Source organism: Algoriphagus formosus (assembly GCF_002807035.1).
Classification (GTDB): Bacteria; Bacteroidota; Bacteroidia; order Cytophagales; family Cyclobacteriaceae; genus Algoriphagus; species Algoriphagus formosus.
Window position 1 is genome coordinate 277,000 of the sequence record NZ_NIUC01000002.1, and the last position, 18,051, is coordinate 295,050.

An 18,051-nucleotide genomic window follows, 5' to 3' on the forward strand; every position below is an offset into this window, starting at 1 on the left:
GTTTTTCTCGTGTATCGCTCATTTTTTGAAGAAGTATAGGCCTTATGAAGGTCTTCCTACGAAAAAAAAAGCAATCCGAGTCCTTCTGCCAGATAGCTAATTGTAATCTTTTGGTATAGTCTTCTGCCGCTCTTCCAATCAGCATTTGTGGTATTCCTTGCTTTTTGTAAATTGATTTTCAATCTCTTCAAACCCTGTAACCTATGAATCAACTTAATCGCCGCGAATTCCTAAAGGGATCTTCTGCATTCATGACCCTTGCCAGTTTTGGTCTATTTGGTATGGACTTTAAAAATCCAGATGGCCCTATTCGAACAGCCTTAATCGGAGCAGGATGGTATGGGAAATCCGACCTTTTCCGATTAATCCAAGTAGCAGACATTGATGTGGTAGGCTTGGCCGATCCGGATAAAAATATGCTTGAAGCGGCTGGAAAGCTGGTTTCAGAGCGACAAAAGTCCGGTAAAGTTCCTCCACTCTATGAAAATTACCAAGACCTCCTAGCCAAAGAAAAACCAGAACTTGTTTTGATCGGCTCACCAGACCACTGGCATGCCTTGCAGGCGATTGACTCCCTCAAAGCCGGTGCTCATGTCTACCTACAAAAGCCCATCTCGGTTGACGTGATCGAAGGTGAAGCTATCCTAGCTGCCGCCCGCAAATACAATCGTGTGGTACAAATTGGAACACAGCGAAAATCCACTCCTCACTTGATCCGAGCAAAGCAAGAGATCATCGATACAGGAAAGCTGGGCAAAATATCCCATGCGGAGGTTTGCTGCTATTTCCACATGCGGGCAAATGGGAATCCTCCCGTTCAGGAAGTTCCGGATTTCTTTAATTACGATCTTTGGACTGGTCCTGCACCGCTTCGCCCTTATGATGGGCTACCGCATACGCGTTGGTGGAGAACTTTTATGGAATATGGCAATGGCATCACAGGAGACATGTGCGTGCACATGCTTGATACGGTTCGTTGGATGTTGAAATTGGGATGGCCTTCTCAGGTCACCGGTACAGGAGGTATTTATGTGCAAAAGGATGGTAAATCCAATATCGCAGACACCCAAACAGCCATTTTCGAATTTCCTGAACTCAACGTAGTCTGGCAACACCGCACCTGGGGCAATCCGGTTGATCCGGAATACCCTTGGGCCTTTAAAATCTATGGTGAAAATGGAATGCTAGCCGGAAGTACCATGCAAGCAGATTATTTCCCCTATGGAGATGAGGAAGAACCCATTCACTACGATGTGGTCTATGAAAAAGAGGAGTATCCGGAGGATGTCACCGAAGATCGGATCGAGCTAAATGCAGCCCCTGCTACTCGCCTTCACATGAAGGATTGGCTCAAGGCAATCGACAACAATACCCGACCCATCGCTGATGTGGAAGAAGGTCATATCTCTACTGCTTCCTGTATTCTAGCCAATATCTCTATGGAGCTTGGTGGCAGACCACTTCGCTACGACCCCAAATCGATGACTGTAATCGATGATCCTGAAGCTACAGCAAAACTCCGCAGACCTTATCGGGCTCCTTATCAGCACCCTGAACCAAGTAAGGTTTGATCCGAATAACGCATTAGACTTTATTATCCATTTTGATATTATTATAGAGAAAGGTCTGCCAAAGTTTTAAGCTCTGGCAGGCCTTTTATATTCGGATATCTTTGAGAAAATCGTCCATGCCTACGGCATTTATACAATCAAAGATCAATCAGCCGGTACTCGATTGATGACTCCATCTGTGATTTATACAGAATTACCTTGAGCATCAGTCCCGGATGCACTGAATGTTCCGCTTACCGTACTTCCTAATTCGGTGATTTCCACCGTTCCGGAATTTCCACTTGCACCCCCTGAACCGCTTGCTTTGAAATACTGAAAACTCGCATCGCCCGAAGACCAATTTTGCCCAACTACAGGATAGGAACCTGGAGCAGTTCCATAAAAATCAATCTCAATGTTTTCATAGGAAGTTCCCGAACCATTTTCATAATAAACCCGGGTTCGCTGCCCATTGATATCAAACCAAACAGCATCTACTTGAACATCGGAGCCATTCAGTTTGAAACACATTTTTCCTGCGGGGCAATCTCCTGCAACTGGGCTCATATCATCATCCTCTCAGCAGGAGGAGATCAATAGAATGAAAGAAAAAGCGAAAAGTAATTTTTGAAAATTTTTCATGGTTTTTATTTCAAAGTTGTCTTGATTCGGAGCCAAAGTCCATACGACAAATGCCCTAAATAGCTTGGACATTTCCTAAATATTAAGCAAATGCTACCTACTTAGATTTTTAATAAAACAAGCTTAACGCCTTGGGAAAGGACAGGGAAAGGCTTTTGCCTAATTTTGAACTGTACAGCAAAAACTTTTTAACTCCTTGCATAAATTTTTCGCCCCGGCTTGTCCGGGGTTTATTTTTTCCTAAATCTTCGATAGAAAATCACTTGGGATTTTATGCCCTTCTTGTACCTTAGTTGGGTAAATCAAGCACTATGGAAATAGCCACCACGCCCAGTAAAGAACTGAATTTTGATCGGAAGAAACTCAGCAAAACCAAACTTTTGGAACTCTATGAAGCGCTTGTCATTCCGAGACGAATTGAGGAAAAAATGCTCATTCTTCTTCGACAGGGCAGAATTTCAAAATGGTTTAGTGGTTGGGGGCAAGAGGCAGTTTCTGTAGGGGCTGTGCAGGCATTGATGGAGGATGAGTTTATCCTTCCCATGCACCGAAATTTGGGGATTTTCACCGGAAGAAATGTCCCGCTCACCAAACTTTTTGCCCAGTTTCAGGGAAAAAAATCGGGCTTCACCAAAGGTCGGGATCGATCTTTTCACTTTGGTTCGGTAGAGCATCACATTGTGGGGATGATTTCCCATTTGGGGCCCCAACTTGCCATTGCGGATGGTATTGCATTGGCAAATAAGCTCTCAAAAGAAAAGAAGGTCACCTTGGTTTTCTCCGGAGATGGAGCGAGTTCAGAAGGAGATTTTCACGAAGGTCTCAATGTGGCAGCGGTTTGGAAATTGCCTGTCATCTTTGTGATCGAACACAATGGCTATGGACTTTCCACTCCCAATCAAGAGCAATTTGCTTTCAAAAATTTCACGGAAAAGGGACCTGGCTACGGAATGGAGACTGTGCGAATCGAAGGCAATAATGTCCTCGATGTCTACCAAACGATCCACGACCTTGCGAAAGACATCCGAAAAAATCCCCGCCCAGTCCTCGTGGAAGCAATCACCTTTCGGATGCGGGGTCATGAGGAGGCTTCCGGAACCAAGTATGTTCCTAAGCAACTGATGGAGGAGTGGTCCAAACTTGACCCCGTCGAGAATTACGAATTGTACCTCGAAAGCATCGGGGTGCTGGATGAGAAAAATAAGGAGCTAATCAATCATAAAGTACGAAAGGCAATCACAGAGGCATGGGAAATTGCTTTTGCGGAAGAATCGATTTCACCCGACCTAGTAGAAGAACTAGCAGATGTCTATGCGCCTTTTGAGCAAAAGCTAATCGAGCCCAATTCAGAAAAAAGCAGCGAGAAGCGATTTGTTGATGCCATCAGTGACGGACTTCGGCAGTCTATGGAAAAATTTCCAAGGCTCGTTTTGATGGGTCAGGATATCGGGGAATATGGCGGAGTCTTCAAAATTACAGATGGCTTTGTCAAGGAATTTGGCGCAGATCGGGTACGAAATACTCCACTTTGTGAAAGTGCGATTATCGGTGCTGGTTTGGGACTATCGGTCAAGGGCTACAAAGCCATGGTCGAGATGCAGTTCGCTGATTTTGTTTCTGTAGGTTTCAACCAGATTGTCAATAATCTGGCAAAAATCCACTACCGCTGGGGACAAAATGCCGACGTGGTCATCCGCATGCCTACGGGTGCAGGAGTAGCAGCCGGACCTTTCCACTCCCAATCCAATGAGGCTTGGTTTTTTCACACTCCCGGCTTGAAAATCGTCTACCCATCCAACCCTTACGACGCCAAAGGCTTGCTGAATGCAGCCATTGAAGATCCAAACCCCTATTTATACTTCGAGCACAAAGCCCTCTATCGTTCCTTGAGCGAGGAGATTCCTGATGACTACTATACCGTGGAAATCGGGAAAGCAAAACTGATTTCCGAAGGCGAGCAAGTTTCTATCATCACCTACGGGATGGGAGTGCATTGGGCAAAAAAGGCCAAGGAGGAAATGGGAATTTCGGCAGATATCTTAGACTTGCGCACGCTTCTTCCTTGGGATCAGGAGGCAGTCAAATCGACGGCAAAAAAGAACGGAAAGGTGATTTTTCTACAGGAAGATTGCTTGACGGGAGGAATTGGGGCAGAAATTTGCGCTTGGATTTCTGAGCATTGCTTTGAGTACTTGGATGCTCCGGTGATGCGGGAAGGAAGTCTGGACACTCCAGTACCTTTTTCTCCAAATTTGGAAAAGCAGTTTTTACCCAAAGAAAGATTTAGAAAAAAACTGAGGAAACTCATTGAATTTTAGAAGATTATTTCGGGTATTGTCTTTAAAATTGGCTTTTTCCAAAACTCTTTCACTATGAAAGCATCCATATCCCAGGGACTATTAATTTTTATTTTCTCTTTTTCGATCAGCTATCAGACTTGGTCACAGACTATTTTCGGTGCTCAAATTGATAATCGGGCTGGCATCAAAGGCCTTACCTTGAATCCAGCCAATGTGATCAATCCCAGACTCAAGGCAGAAATTCATCTTTTCTCCTTCAGCGGATACGTGGGGAATGATTACGTAGGTATCAATCTTTCCAACCTGAATAGAATCACCACTTTCCGGAGCTTTCAGGAAAACAGCAGTCTAAACCCAAAGCCGGATAATAATTTTGTCGGAAACCTAGATTTCATGGGACCGGGCTTTCAAATGAACCTTAGCCCTAAACATAGTATTGCGCTCAGTACCCGAGTGAGAACTTTCTTCAATCTCAACAATATCGGTGGTGAATTTTTTGAATCTATCTCAAGTCCAGAAGATGAGTCCGAAAATTATGAGGTGTTGATGAGAGATCTGGATGGGATCTTTCACCTTTGGGGAGAAATAGGGCTGACTTATGGCCGCGTCATTATTGATCAGGACAACTATTCTATAAGAGGTGCCGCCACATTCAAATACCTTGGAGGAGCTGGAGGGGCTATCGGATCCAGTGATTTATTAGGGGCCGTTTACCTTCAAAATCCCAATACTCTTACTACCCGGGGTCAGTTTCGCTATGGCTACTCGAATGGTTTTGACTTCGAGGATATAAATCTTGATAACCTAAAATCGGGATTTGGAATGGACCTCGGATTTATTTTTGAAATGAGAAATCAATCTGACAGAGCCTATACCGATGGGTATAAGTTGAAGGCGGGAGTTTCCGTTTTGGACATTGGAGGAGTTAATTATCCGGAGTTTAGCCGCTGGGATTACAATATGAACAATACCATTTCGCTGGATGAATTTAACGAGGACAACTTTCAGGATGTCTTGGAGGAAAATTATGAAGGCCTAAGAAGCGATCAAGCCAGTAAGTTAGGCATGCCCACTTCTTTACAGATTTTTGCGGATTATGCCATCACAAACCGCTTTTACCTCGCTGCTCAGGGCTCGATTTCTCTCCGAAATCATCAAGAGCTACCTGTCAGCCAAATCGTAAATAACTTCATGCTTACGCCAAGAATGGAGACTGGATGGTTGAGTATTTACAGCCCCATCAGCTATCGCCAATATGAGGGAGCCTTGTCTTGGGGTCTTGGGTTCCGAATCGGTCCTGCGACTATCGGTTCCGGCTCGATTCTTACTAATTTGATTTCGAAAAACTCACGAAGCATCGATGCCTATTTAGGGTTTCAGATTCCGCTTTACCGAAAAGGAGTCAAAGGCAGCCAAAAGTGAAACATGAGCTACCCAAATACTCGTATTAAAGGCTAATATGAGTAGAGTATTTGCTATTATCCTGTTTTGCCTTTTTTCACAAATTGCATCCGCTCAATTCTTCCTTGCCGGTGGCCATTTCAATGGTTCTGTACCGGTAGGCAAGTTGAAACAAGAAACAGGATCCCTCTTTTTCCCAACCATCTCGGGGATATTTTTGTATGAATTCAGAACAGCTCCCCTACAGGTAGGATTGGAATTGGGCTATGGGATTTACGGTTCTAAACTGGAAAGAAGAACAGATTTATATGCCGGATTTTCCGACGAACTGAGACTACGGAGAAATAACAATCTCGCTACAGGCATGGCAGTCATTCGTTACCTGCCATCAGTCAACACCAAGCTTACACCCTTTATCGAAGCACAGTTTGGGGCGAATTACCTGTACACACGCTATAAAATCCGGGAAACCATCCTCTCGGAGGAAAGCATAGAAAGCGGCAAAGACTTCGAAGATTGGGCCTTGGCTTATCGGATTGGTGGAGGAATTCAAATTCCTTTGGATGAATTTCTAAGGCTGGAGATCCGGGCTACCCTACAAGATGGGAATTCTGTACGCTTTCTGCAACGTGGAGATGTTTCTTACCTACCCGATGAAGGAATATTTGATTATAATTTCCGAAGAAGCCCTTTGCAATACATGACCTTTTCTATTGGGTTGATTCACTATGATGTTTTTCATTAAATCAATCCATCCATTCCTTTAAAAAATCCTCATACTCCTCCCCAAAACTCGGATTCATCAAACTAATGACTTTTCCATCTTGGATATTCAGGACGATGCCGCTCATATCTCCTTCAAGATTCTCCTTACGAAATGAATCCTTAGGATCAAAAATCACAGGAAAGACAAAACGCTTTTCTTCCATCCAACTCCTTAACTTCTCTTCGCTTTTTCCTCCGTAGTAAAAAATAAAGTTGATTTCGGGAAATTTCTCGCCTAGCGATTCCCAGTTTAGGTTGAAAGTGGCTAGCTCCCAAGTTAAATTCCGAGTATAAACCACTACTTGAAACTCCTTGTTTTCAGCCAAAAATAAATTATTCACACCAGAATTTAGGGACAACAACTTACAGTCCAAACAATGACGAATGACCTTACCTGTATTGCCTTGAGTCTCTTTTTTATTTACCCAAAAAATCAAACCTACCACCAAAATCAGCGAGGCAATTAAAATACTATTTTTCAAGCCTACCATATAGGATTACCGGATTAGAATCTTCTACTAACACCTTCAACTGCTCTCGGACTTCCTCGGTCACATTCAACTCATCTATACGCTGAATCAAAGCAGGTGCATAAGCAATGAATAGTACATGGCTTCCAACCAAAGCAAAAGGGGAATAGTATTCTGGAAAATTGTCTTGGGTGATTTCTATTTTTCGGCTTTCCCCGCTTACTCGGTCAATAATTAAAAGCTCCTTTCGATAGTCTCCTTCACGCTGTAAAACTATATCTGCAAGGAAAAATTTCTCGTTTTCGAAAATTGAATACGAATCCGCAAAACCATTTTTATTCAGTTGCTCAAAAAGCTGAAATGGATCTTCTATCTCCCATATTTCGTTTGGTATGGAATAGCTACCAAAGTCCATTTCATAGGCTAGCTTCAAGGAATCACTCTGCACCTCATAAATCTCGGGAAAAAGTGGTTCACGAAACAAAAGTCTTTCTCCACCTTCAAAAAATGAATTTTCGGTAAAGGGAATCAATGCGTCATTGAAATCATTAAACAATCGCTGTTCAATAACTTTACCCATCTGATCGACACGCTGTAGTCGATAATCACCCACGGCTTTGTTCAGACCCGAATACAACCAAAAACTACCATCTTCATTGGGATAAAAAGAAAAGGCAGAAGCCTCTGTCTCTATGGTTTTAACTAGTCTATGTTCAGGAATATAAAAGAAATTCAAATCGATATGATCCCCCTTCCCTGTATTTACAATCAATGTATCTCCGTGAATTCGAAACTCCTCAAAGCGTAAAACCTGACCCGGAGCCTCGCCCACTTCTGTGATTCTACCTAGATGCTCTCCTTGGGGTGAAAAGTGATGAATCGCTTTTGGTCCGTTGTAATTGGAAACAAAAAACCCATGTTTTGAAAATACTGTCCTCAATTCACTTCCCAGCAATTCTAGGGTATCCGAACCCAATAGAATTGCCTGATCGATTAGCAGTTTATCTTCTTGAATAGGAATATTATCTAGCGGAATGATCTTGACTTGATTTGGGTCGTTTTTAGAAGAATTACAAGCCAAAAAGCCCAATAAAACAATTAGATATAAAGATTTTGTCCATTTCATAATTCTTGAATTATATTGGATTCTGATGATAGCATTCAATGAGCAGGATTAAGTTATTTCCCCCTCCTCCAAAACTTCCAACTACGCTTTTTCTTGACCTTTGTCTCCTTGACTTGGACCTCATTAGCAAGTGCTACTTTCTCCTTTTTCCAAAGGAAAACCGGCAAGGCCCAGAATACTCCCAGCATACTGAAAACCAAGCCTCCGATGGTACCAATCGCGAGTGAAAACCAGAAAATCTCATTTTGACCTTCCATGATAAAGGGAATCAAGCCAAAGCAGGTAGATAGAATGGTCAATAAAATCGGAATAGCTTTTCCGGCCACTGATTTGAGCACATTGCGATTATAGGCCCCTGCCGTCCGGTTGTTCAGGTCATTGACAATAAAGATCCCGGCATTCACCGCCAAACCACCCAGCATCACAAAAGCCGCATAGCCTCCCTGATCGAAGTAAAAGTCAAACAGGGAAAAGATCAGAAAGAGACCGATAAAACTGATCGGAATAATGGCAATGATATACACCGGCTGCTTGAGATTCTCAAAGAGTACCGCACAAATCATGAAAATCCCCACAATCAAAAATGCTAACAAGGAATACTGTCGCTTGGCTTTTTCATAGCTGAATGACCAGGTCCGCTTTTCGGCCGTATAGCCAATCGGCATCGTCTGTTTCATCTCATCGAGCACTTCATCCAAGTATTCATTTCCGAATTTGGCCGAACCCATGTACTCAAAAGCCACTGCGCGGATATACTGCCGGTCTTCTTTGTTTAGCGCATTGGTCGTGGTTTCCTTGGTTAGGGTTCCAAAGTCCGAAATCTTAAAAATCCGCTCAGTCCCTCCGACTAAACCTTTTTGCTCCAAGTCAAACTTACTGAAATCATTGGATTTAGCTTCACGAATGACCATACCATAATTCTTCTCTTCCAAGGTCAGCGAACCGCTTGGCCCCTGAGGCTTACTCAGGTCAAGCATGGTGTTGATCAGCTCGAATTGGTTGGTCTGCCCAAGGGCGATTTGATTTTGATCCAAGCGAAGTACATATTCCTCGGTTTTCTGCTCTCCCCAACCCAGTCTCTCATTCGTATTGACTTCCTGAATCCGCTTATGCTTCAGCAGTTTCTCTGCCAAAATCTCTGCCTGCCGCTCCAGTTCATCGAAATTGTAGCCCTTCATGGTCACTCGAAAGGAAGGAATCCCCTCTCCTCCTGCTCCGGTATAGAATCCCTGTCCTACGCCATAAATGTTCCATTGCGCACCACTCCAATCCGTGGACTTGACGGATAGTTTTCCTTTAAGCTGATAGGGCAAAGCGGAATTTTCGTAAGCTTCTTTGAAGGTGATTTCTATTTGGGCGCGTTGACCTGACATCACATAAGTCACAAACTTATCGATCCCTTCCACGTCCTTCAGATAGGCTTCAAACTCACGCATGATAAAGTCCATCTGATCCAGGGTATTCCCAAAAGGCAATCGGGCTGAAACATACAATCGAGTCTTCGCAGCTTCCCGATAGGAGCTTTTCTCAAAAACTCCCCGGACAAACATCCGCAAGGAACCACCCAAGGCTTTGTCCACATAAGGCCGGACTTCCTCTTGGTAGAAAGTGTTTCCGACTGTTTTATTGTACCATTCCTGTCCTTCCCACTTGGCAGGAAGGTAGAAAATCGGAATCCCAAAAAGCAAAATAATTAGCGTAATAAAAGCTTTGCGATAGCGAGCAGTCCAGGATACAGTCTGCTCAAATCGATTCAGGTATTTCGCCCGCTTCCGAAGTTGCGGAATACTGAGCTTCCGCCCCTTTCGAGAGGACTCTTTGAAAAGCACTTCGTAAAATGCCGGGGTAAAAAAGAGCGCAATCAACAATGAAATCCCCAACATCACGGAAACGACGATGGAAAACTCTGTCAAATTCTTCTGGTCTTCCTCGGGGAGGAAAAAGACAATCATTAATGCCGCGATCGTGGTCAGTGAGGCCGCAAGCAAGGCCAAAAACACCCGTCTATTTCGATGCTTATGTAGGTGATCGATCATGATGATGGCATTGTCCACGATCAAGCCAAAACTAATCGTCAAGCCTGCCAAAGAGTAAAGGTGAATATCCACCTTGAGGAAGTACAGCACGATGGCACAAAGGCTGAGATTGACCAAGATGCCTAGGAATAGAACAGAAAGGTATTTGAGATTGCGATTGATCAAGAAGATAAAGACAATCAAGATCAGAATGGAAAGCCCTGACCGCTTGTAGATTTTATCCAATTCCTTGTCGAGAAACTCGGTATCATCCCGCTCCAGGCGAACCTCAAATCCTGCCGGCAGAAGAACCTTGGTCCCTTCCACCGCCGCTTTGAGATTTTGAGCCAATAAGACCTTATTGACTCCATCCCGGTTGAAAATGGTCAAGGTCACCGAATTATTACCGTTGATTCGGTAGTAGGATGAGGGCTCGGCTTCCTCCAGAGTCAATTTGGCAACATCACGTAGCAGCACATCCTTCCCCTGTACCTGCGCCACCCGAAGATTTTCCAGTTGATCCATATCCCTCAGGGATCGGTCTACCTGCACAAAGAGGGTTTTACCTTCATTATTGAGGACGGAGCCTGGAAAATTTCGCCCAAATGCCTGATTGATTTGAGTATTCAGTTGAGAGCGGGTCAAGCCGTACGCTTGTAGCTTTTGGATGTCAAAAGTGATGTACAATTGCAGGTCTGTGGCTCCCCGAACCGACACTTCCTCCACTTCCTCAAAACGCGTCAGTGCTGGTTTGATGATATCCTCGGCGATCTTTTTGATCTCAAAAGCAGCAAAGGGTCCATTGACAGAATAAGTCAGAATCGGGGTCTTTTCATCGGTTCGGGCCTGATCGCTTTGAGATACCGTGGGATAACTGAGCCTGGAGTCCAATTGGGGAAAAATCTGACGTATCAGCGACAGCACCTCAAAGCGCTTGAGCTCCATATCGGCCTTCTTGTCAAATCTCAGTGTGATTTGCCCCCTATCGTAATTGGAGATGGAAGTGATGTTTTTTAGCTCCGAAAGTTGGGAGAAAGCACCTTCCAAAGGCGAAGTGGCCAGTTTTTCGATAATCTCCGGTGAACTTCTCGGAATGCCATAGGCAATGGTCAAAACGGGTTCTTTTTCCCGGGGATTGAGATCAACCGAAAGCAAAGGAATGACCGCCACTCCAAGAATGGCCAATACAACAAATGCAACTAAAACCCGAAATGGTGTCATCTTACGCCTCCTTCAATTTTTTCTTTGACACAAAAAACCAATACGCCAAGGGAACGAAATACAAGGCTGTCAGTGTACCAATCGTCAGACCTCCGATTACCGAAAACACCAAAGGCCGCTGCAAGTCTGCTCCCAAGCCTGAACTGAAAATAATCGGAATCAAGGCCAAAATCGTGGTGATAGAGGTCATCAAAATCGGCTTGAGTCGAATCTGACCTGCCCGATGCAGCGCCATTTCCAAAGCCTCCTTTGGATCTATCTCCGGTCTGTCCACGTATTCCTTTCGCAGTCGGTTGATCGTATCGATCTTCAAAATGGCGTCATTCACCATAATTCCCAGCATGACCACCAAGCCGATGGCAGACATCACATTCAGCGAAGCTCCTGCCAAGAGCAAAACCAAAAATGCCCCTGCAATACCCAATGGCAAGGTCAAGACTACAATCAAAGGTTGAATAAAGCTTTCGAACTGTGCAGCCAAAATAAAATAGAGCAAGAGCACTGAAATCAGCAAAATCCCGATCAATTGCTGAATATTTTCCTGATCCTTGAAGTATTGCCCTACCATGCTGACTCCTAGGTTACGATCGGCACCCCATCGGATAAATTCGGAATTGTAGCTATCGGGATTAGGCGCTGTGACAAGGACGGATTGATAGATGCCCCCTTTATCTGCAGTCACATATTTGTAGTGATCTTCATAGCGAAAGTCTACAAATTCACCCAAGGTATAAAAGGACGAATCGGAAGTAGTCAACTGCGTGGTTCGAAGCAGATCCTCAAAGCGAGTTTCCGATTCCTTCAGCCGAATGGGAGTAATCTCTCCAAATCGACGGATATCGGTGATGGTGTAAGTACCAAACAAGCGGGACAGCTGCTCCTGAACTTGATCGACTGCAATCCCATAGGTGGCCAAGCGATCTGCTCGCAGGGTAAAAACCACCGAGGCTTCTTTTTGCAAACCAGGTCCTCGCTCCCAGTCAGACACAGGGAATTGACTGAGCCATGGATCCATTTTCTGTTCCTCGATCGGCTCTTTTGATGTCAGATCTTTCCAGCGCACCTCGTAGTACGGAAGTGTGGAATTGAAGAGCTGATCGAAGGCATTGGGCGCATCGCCTAGTTGAAAGTTGGCATTCGGGTAGTTTTCTGACAGGTAGCTTTCCAACTCCTTCAGCCGCTCCTCTTTGGCCTCTGTAGAGGCGAATAGAAAATAAAGCAACGACTGCTGAATGGAGTTTTCTCCATCGAAAAGCAGGAATTGACGTACTCCCACATCCGCTTCTGCCTTTTCGTAGCGACCGTCCAAGGAACGCATCAATGCGATGACCCGATCCCTGTTTTCGGAGGCTGAAATGGGCTCATTCCAATCGATCTCCAGCGTGGCATCAAACTTTTCGATTTGTGGTAAGCCTTCTGAATCCAGCCAAATACTTAGTCCTAATCCCAAGGGAATCAAAATGGCAAAAATGGCTAAAGCAAGTTTTCTACTCCCAAAGATTCCCCGATATCCACGATCGTAGAGTTTGAGAATTTTGCTGAAAAAGACCCCTTCCCCACCCTCTTCGGTCTTTTTGCTTCTGCTGAAAAAGAGAAAATACAGCAAGGGTAAAAGAATAAAGGCCACTGCCAGTGAAACGGTTAGAATCGCTGCAACTGCCACAGCCTGATCGAAAAACAAAGCTCCGGAAATCCCACTCAAAAAAACCAAGGGTACAAATACCGAAAGTGTGGTCAGTACCGAACTGATCAAGGCGCTCATCACTTCATTGACCCCGGCCACGCATGCCTCAAAGAGGGATAGCCCCGACTCTCGCTTGCGGGTGATATTATCAAGGACGATGATGGAATTGTCAATCAACATCCCGATACCCAATGCCAAACCTGAAAGGGAAATAATATTGATCGAAATGTCGAAGAAGTAAAAGACCAAAAAGGAAATCAATAAGGAGGAAGGTAAACTCACGCCAATAATGATCGGCAGTCGATAATCTTTCATAAAAAGAAAGAGAACCCCAAAGGCGAAAAGCCCTCCAAATAGTAAAGAGGTTTGCAGATTGGAAATGGCCGCGTTCAGCAAGTTGGACTGATCCTGTGTCAGTTCAAAATCCACCTGAGGGTAATCAGTCTTGAAGAGCTCCAAAGCTTCTTTCAATTCCGGGATCAATTCATTCATCTTGGCAGCGGCCTGCTTATGCACGGTGATCACCAAGGCTTCCTTTTCTCCAAAAAGATGGTAACCAAGCATTTCCTGCGCCTGATAGCTCACTTTCGCCAGACGACCTAATGGGATAATCGCCCCGGAAGGTGCCGACACAGGAAGACTCTCAATATCACTTGGAGTATCGACGCGGGTAGCTAGTCTCAGGTAATAGCGAAACTGACCATCTTTGACCGATACACCGGGAAGCTCCGAGTTTCCCGCCTGAATGGCATTGATGACTTCCTGCTGCGTCATGCCCAGGGCACGAATTGCTGCCTCATTCGGCTCTACCGTGATGATACGGTCTTTTTTTCCATTGATATCTACAAGTGATACGCCGGGAAGTTGCTCGATCCGCTTTTTCAGTACATTCTCCGCCAAAAGGCTAACCTCGATCTCATCCACTCCTTCTTTGGGAATGACTTGTACACGGGCCACCGGAATATCGGAGGTATTGATACGGATCACTTCCGGGCGGGTCAGGCCTTCAGGAAGTGAATTGGTGATTCGGTCGATCTTTTCATTGACATCGATGTAGGCAAGCTCCATCTGCGTGGAGTAATTGAAAGTAAGTCGAATCGTCCCAACCTCAGACCCGGCTTTGGAGTCCATTTCCTCCAGGCCATTGAGTGTAATCAAACCTTCCCTGATGTTCCGAAGGACATTTTGTTCGATAGCCTCAGGAGAAGCATTGGGGTAATTGACCTTGACTACTATCTGCGGCACATCAATCGGCGGAAGCAGCGATATGGGCAACATCCGCAGGACAATGAAAGAGAAGACCATCAAGGCCGAAAAAGTCATGAATACGGCTATAGGCCGTGCTAGTAAAAATCTTACCATGACTTATTCGCTTACGATTTGAACAGGTGCCTGATGTGCTAGCTGCAGATTATTGGTCGTGATGACAGTGCTGCCTGAGGTGATACCATCCAAAATCTCAATTTCCTGCCCATTATCCTTTCCTACCTCCACATAATTCCAGCGGGACTCATTGTCCTCGATGGTAAAGACTACCGCTCTGCCGGATCGATACACCACCGCGTCTTTAGGAACAACCAGAGAATTGGACTGCGGAGCGCGAATGATCGCCCGGGCATTCATACCCGGCAGTAGGTTTTGAGAACTTGTCAAGCGGATGGCTACTTCGACCAGTCCATTTTCATCTACTTTAGGATTGATTGCGATGACTCTTCCTTCCAATGCTTCCTGCGTATTGGATACCGGATACACCTCGGATTTTTGATTGATGGAGATCAGACCGATATCGGATTCCAGGACTTTCACCCGAAGCTCCAGATTATTGGTACTGAGGATTTCGCAAAGCTCGGCATTGGAACTGATCAGACTCCCCATTTTGAATTGAAGATCTGCTACTTTCCCACTGATTGGGGCTTTGACTTCGCAGCGCTCAAGATTAAGCTGTGCCTCCTTGAGTTCGATTTCGGCGAGAAATACGCCATTCTTTGCTTTGAGCTGCTGTTCTAAAAATGTCTTCCGCTCTTCATCCTCTGATGCAAAATCACGGGAAAAACCCAATTTATCATTTTCGAAGGATGCCTGCGCATTTTGAAGAGCGATTTGGGCTTTCTGAAGACGTATCTCCGCTTCGGTAGGGTCGAGCTTGGCGATCACCTGACCCTTGGTGACAGACTGACCTTCACGGATGGGTAGCTCGATGAGATACCCAGGTTGCTCAATGACCGCCTTGACTTGGGCAGCAGCTTCGAGTTTCCCGGTGGCATTAATCAAGTAATCGAAGCTTTTGGTTTCGGCCTTGGCCACCCGAACTTCGGTAGCGGCCACTTCATTTCTGAAAGATTCTGCAGGGATTTCTTCCTGCTTTTCGGTGTCTTCCTGACAAGAAAAACTAAAGCCCATCAAAAAGATAAGCGCAAAATAGCGGTAGTGTTTCATCTAAATAATCGTTAGAACCCTAATAAACTAATTAATTGGATTGAAACAAAAATTGATATTAAAAAAGACTGTTAAAAATGGTGAAAGCAATTTCCTTTCCAAAAAGGTAAACCAAACTCAAATGATAAAATGCTTAATTTAAAATAAGTGGCAACTCATGAACTTTAAATCTATCAGTCTGACTATCGAAGGTGTAGACTTTTTGATTGGCTAGATCAAAGTCGAAGGAGGTGAAGAAATCCTCAAAGACTAATTTCGAAATCGGGTTTCCTTCCCAATCGAAAATTAGGATCTCCGGAAGAGACTTTCGCTCGGTTGCAAAATCCTGCTCCAATTCATTGAGATGAAGTAAGGCAAAGAAATCATCGTAGACTCTTACATCTGAAAATCGATAATTGCGCTCAGGTTGAGGGACCTTTTCAAGGAGACTCAGATCATCGAGATTTGGTTCGATAGCAATCGTTTTCTTCAAAGAACCATCCAAAGCGTACAGATTAAAATAATTAAGGCGAAAATACATCTCCAAGATTTTATCGCGCTCTGGACTAAGCCTTGTCATCGATGCCATCAAAGACATATTTAACATTCCATTGGAAACTTCAGCCCGATTTAGCTGATCGAGAAGTGCATTGCTGGACAATTTACCTTGAAATAGCAAATACCGATTTTGTTTTGTCTCCTGATTTTCAGGCTGTCTCAGAAAATAATGATCAGGACCCAAGATCAAAAAATCAAAAAGAAATAGTGGCAAATCATAGTCAACTAGCTCCAAGCTATCCTGCCCTAATTGTATTGATGGGTTTAGATTGAATTTTATTAAGTTACCCTTTGAGAATTGATAAATCAAGGCTGTTATATCATTTCTTTCGGATCGAAAAAGAACCTTATCCGAGGCTATTGATGGGTCGGCAAATTCCTTTGGTCCTTCTCCTAAAGACAGAAAACTACCTAATGAGTCTAAAGCAGGAAGTTGATAGATACTCCAGAATTTTGGAAAAGCAGTAGAAACGACCATAAGACTATCCACAATCTCAAAATCTTTCATTCCAATAAATTCCTTGTCTAAGCTTACTCCCTTCTCGATAGCGTGAATTTTTGGAAATTTATTGACCACATGAACAGAGTCAAAGGTCATGAAATTGGAATTTTGCGGCACATCCTGCACAAAAATCGTTTGATCAGATTTTTGAGAGCAGGCCATGAGCACAGCCCACATTAAAAATACTAATTGATTGAGTCTAGATTTAATTTTCATCGTTTTAGTTATTGATAGGCACACCTTCCAAGGAAAGTGTGCCTTACTTTATTACAAAATTTAACCTATTCCAGGACATTGATAGCAAAGGCCTGTATCCGTTCCCACTCCCATACTATTTTCTATATAGGTGCAAGTGCCACAATACATGGCTAGCCAGCCATTTCGTTGAGTTATCGTTTTCCAACAGCCGGCTGGAATACAATCACTTTGAGCTTCGATTTCAGAAGGAGTTAAAAAATAAACTCCAACGAGAACCATACTCAAAAATGATAGTTTTAAAATCGTCTTTTTCATTTTTGTTTGGTTTTAATAAAACATCGCAGACCGAAGCCACTTTGACTCCGGGGAAAAATCGATGATTGGCCAATACCTTGATCCTAGTTCGTCTAAACTAAAACCTAATTCCTAAACTTGCAAGTTATTTTAAGATTAAAAAAAATGATTAGTTGATACAAGTTATTGATTATCAATTGGAAATATTTTTTAATGATTGAAATATTTTAGTTTAAAAATAATCCTATTCTTCACAGAATCAAACCCTTACCAAATCGGCCAAGCCCACGAAATCGGTCTTTTTCGAAACACTATAGCCTCCTCAAAATACCGAATCCGGAGAGTTCCGCGAGCTTCCCCTTCGAATTGATCGTACAATTCATTCATGGCGTCTATCGAAGCTACTTCAAGTTTGACCTGTGCTATTCCATCATCGAGCATTTGAAGTTGGGAAGCCGCACCCCGGGATAAATCAATAATCCTCCTTGAGGCTTTCGGCAAGCGGTCATTAATTCGTACCCAAACTGTATCTCCGGTATCCAATCGAGTCACCTTCACACGAGTATCAAAAGGCAGGTATTTATGAGCCGCTGTCAGGCTGTCTAGGTGAAAAACCTCTCCGTTTGCGGTTTTCCGAAGATGAAAGCGCTTCCCGTAAAAACTCGCCCATCCTGTCTGAATCTGTACGGAATCCGCTCCCTGAGCCTTACTATCCCAAGGCAACCCAAAAATCAGAAGTAAAAGAAGCGAGAGTAAAGATTTATTCATCAGCAGAAGCAGGTCAACAAAAATGCCAATTTCTGTCCAGCATAGATCTACCGATATCAAATGGTAGGCGATAAAATATTCAAATAATGGTACTCAAATAAGCCTGTGGGAATATCTTCTTTGTTGTTTGTCCCTGGACGTC

13 protein-coding genes are annotated in these 18,051 nt (G+C 44.0%); 4 read left to right on the forward strand and 9 right to left on the reverse strand.

The features are described 5' to 3' along the window. Positions 1-203 precede the first annotated feature (203 nt). The gene (locus tag CDH51_RS07295) at positions 204-1,571 is read left to right on the forward strand and encodes a Gfo/Idh/MocA family protein (RefSeq protein WP_100628043.1); all 1,368 of its coding nucleotides are present in this window, start codon (positions 204-206) and stop codon (positions 1,569-1,571) included. A 183-nt stretch (positions 1,572-1,754) separates the two neighbouring features. On the opposite strand, the gene CDH51_RS07300 is transcribed toward CDH51_RS07295, so the two are convergent. Next, entirely contained in the window at positions 1,755-2,117 is a 363-nt protein-coding gene (locus tag CDH51_RS07300) for a hypothetical protein (protein ID WP_100628044.1), read from the reverse strand. Between the two features lie 386 nt (positions 2,118-2,503). On the opposite strand from CDH51_RS07300, the gene CDH51_RS07305 reads away from it, so the two are divergent. Genes CDH51_RS07305 through CDH51_RS07315 form a run of 3 tightly spaced genes read left to right on the forward strand, consistent with a single transcriptional unit; the run spans position 2,504 to position 6,638 of the window. Next, positions 2,504-4,510 carry an alpha-ketoacid dehydrogenase subunit alpha/beta gene (locus tag CDH51_RS07305; RefSeq protein WP_100628045.1) on the forward strand — a complete coding sequence of 669 codons (2,007 nt, stop codon included), beginning with the start codon at positions 2,504-2,506 and terminating at the stop codon, positions 4,508-4,510. 54 nt (positions 4,511-4,564) lie between these two features. Further along, on the forward strand, positions 4,565-5,914 hold the full coding sequence (locus tag CDH51_RS07310) for a hypothetical protein (RefSeq protein ID WP_100628046.1): 1,350 nt from the start codon (positions 4,565-4,567) through the stop codon (positions 5,912-5,914). A gap of 37 nt (positions 5,915-5,951) precedes the next feature. Continuing rightward, positions 5,952-6,638 carry a hypothetical protein gene (locus CDH51_RS07315; protein WP_100628047.1) on the forward strand — a complete coding sequence of 229 codons (687 nt, stop codon included), beginning with the start codon at positions 5,952-5,954 and terminating at the stop codon, positions 6,636-6,638. Between the two features lies 1 nt (position 6,639). On the opposite strand, the gene CDH51_RS07320 is transcribed toward CDH51_RS07315, so the two are convergent. The 8 genes from CDH51_RS07320 to CDH51_RS07350 form a co-directional block, all read right to left on the reverse strand. Continuing rightward, on the reverse strand, positions 6,640-7,140 hold the full coding sequence (locus tag CDH51_RS07320; RefSeq protein WP_157807063.1) for a hypothetical protein: 501 nt from the start codon (positions 7,138-7,140) through the stop codon (positions 6,640-6,642). After that, the gene (locus CDH51_RS07325; protein ID WP_157807064.1) at positions 7,130-8,254 is read right to left on the reverse strand and encodes a 6-bladed beta-propeller; all 1,125 of its coding nucleotides are present in this window, start codon (positions 8,252-8,254) and stop codon (positions 7,130-7,132) included. The genes CDH51_RS07320 and CDH51_RS07325 overlap by 11 nt, the downstream gene beginning before the upstream one ends. A 53-nt stretch (positions 8,255-8,307) precedes the next feature. Continuing rightward, positions 8,308-11,490, reverse strand: a complete 3,183-nt coding sequence (locus CDH51_RS07330; RefSeq protein ID WP_100628050.1) for an efflux RND transporter permease subunit — start codon at positions 11,488-11,490, stop codon at positions 8,308-8,310. A 1-nt stretch (position 11,491) separates the two neighbouring features. Further along, positions 11,492-14,536, reverse strand: coding sequence for an efflux RND transporter permease subunit (locus tag CDH51_RS07335; protein WP_100628051.1), 3,045 nt, complete (start codon positions 14,534-14,536; stop codon positions 11,492-11,494). A 3-nt stretch (positions 14,537-14,539) separates the two neighbouring features. Then, positions 14,540-15,610, reverse strand: coding sequence for an efflux RND transporter periplasmic adaptor subunit (locus CDH51_RS07340; protein WP_100628052.1), 1,071 nt, complete (start codon positions 15,608-15,610; stop codon positions 14,540-14,542). Positions 15,611-15,743: 133 nt separating this feature from the next. After that, the gene (locus CDH51_RS07345; protein ID WP_157807065.1) at positions 15,744-16,865 is read right to left on the reverse strand and encodes a BF3164 family lipoprotein; all 1,122 of its coding nucleotides are present in this window, start codon (positions 16,863-16,865) and stop codon (positions 15,744-15,746) included. 60 nt (positions 16,866-16,925) lie between these two features. Next, a complete protein-coding gene (locus CDH51_RS20045; protein WP_157807066.1) occupies positions 16,926-17,162 on the reverse strand; it encodes a hypothetical protein in 237 nt (78 codons plus the stop codon). Between the two features lie 246 nt (positions 17,163-17,408). Beyond that, positions 17,409-17,909 (reverse strand): septal ring lytic transglycosylase RlpA family protein, encoded by a 501-nt coding sequence (locus tag CDH51_RS07350; protein ID WP_100628054.1) that lies wholly within the window; start codon positions 17,907-17,909, stop codon positions 17,409-17,411. Positions 17,910-18,051: the final 142 nt, after the last annotated feature.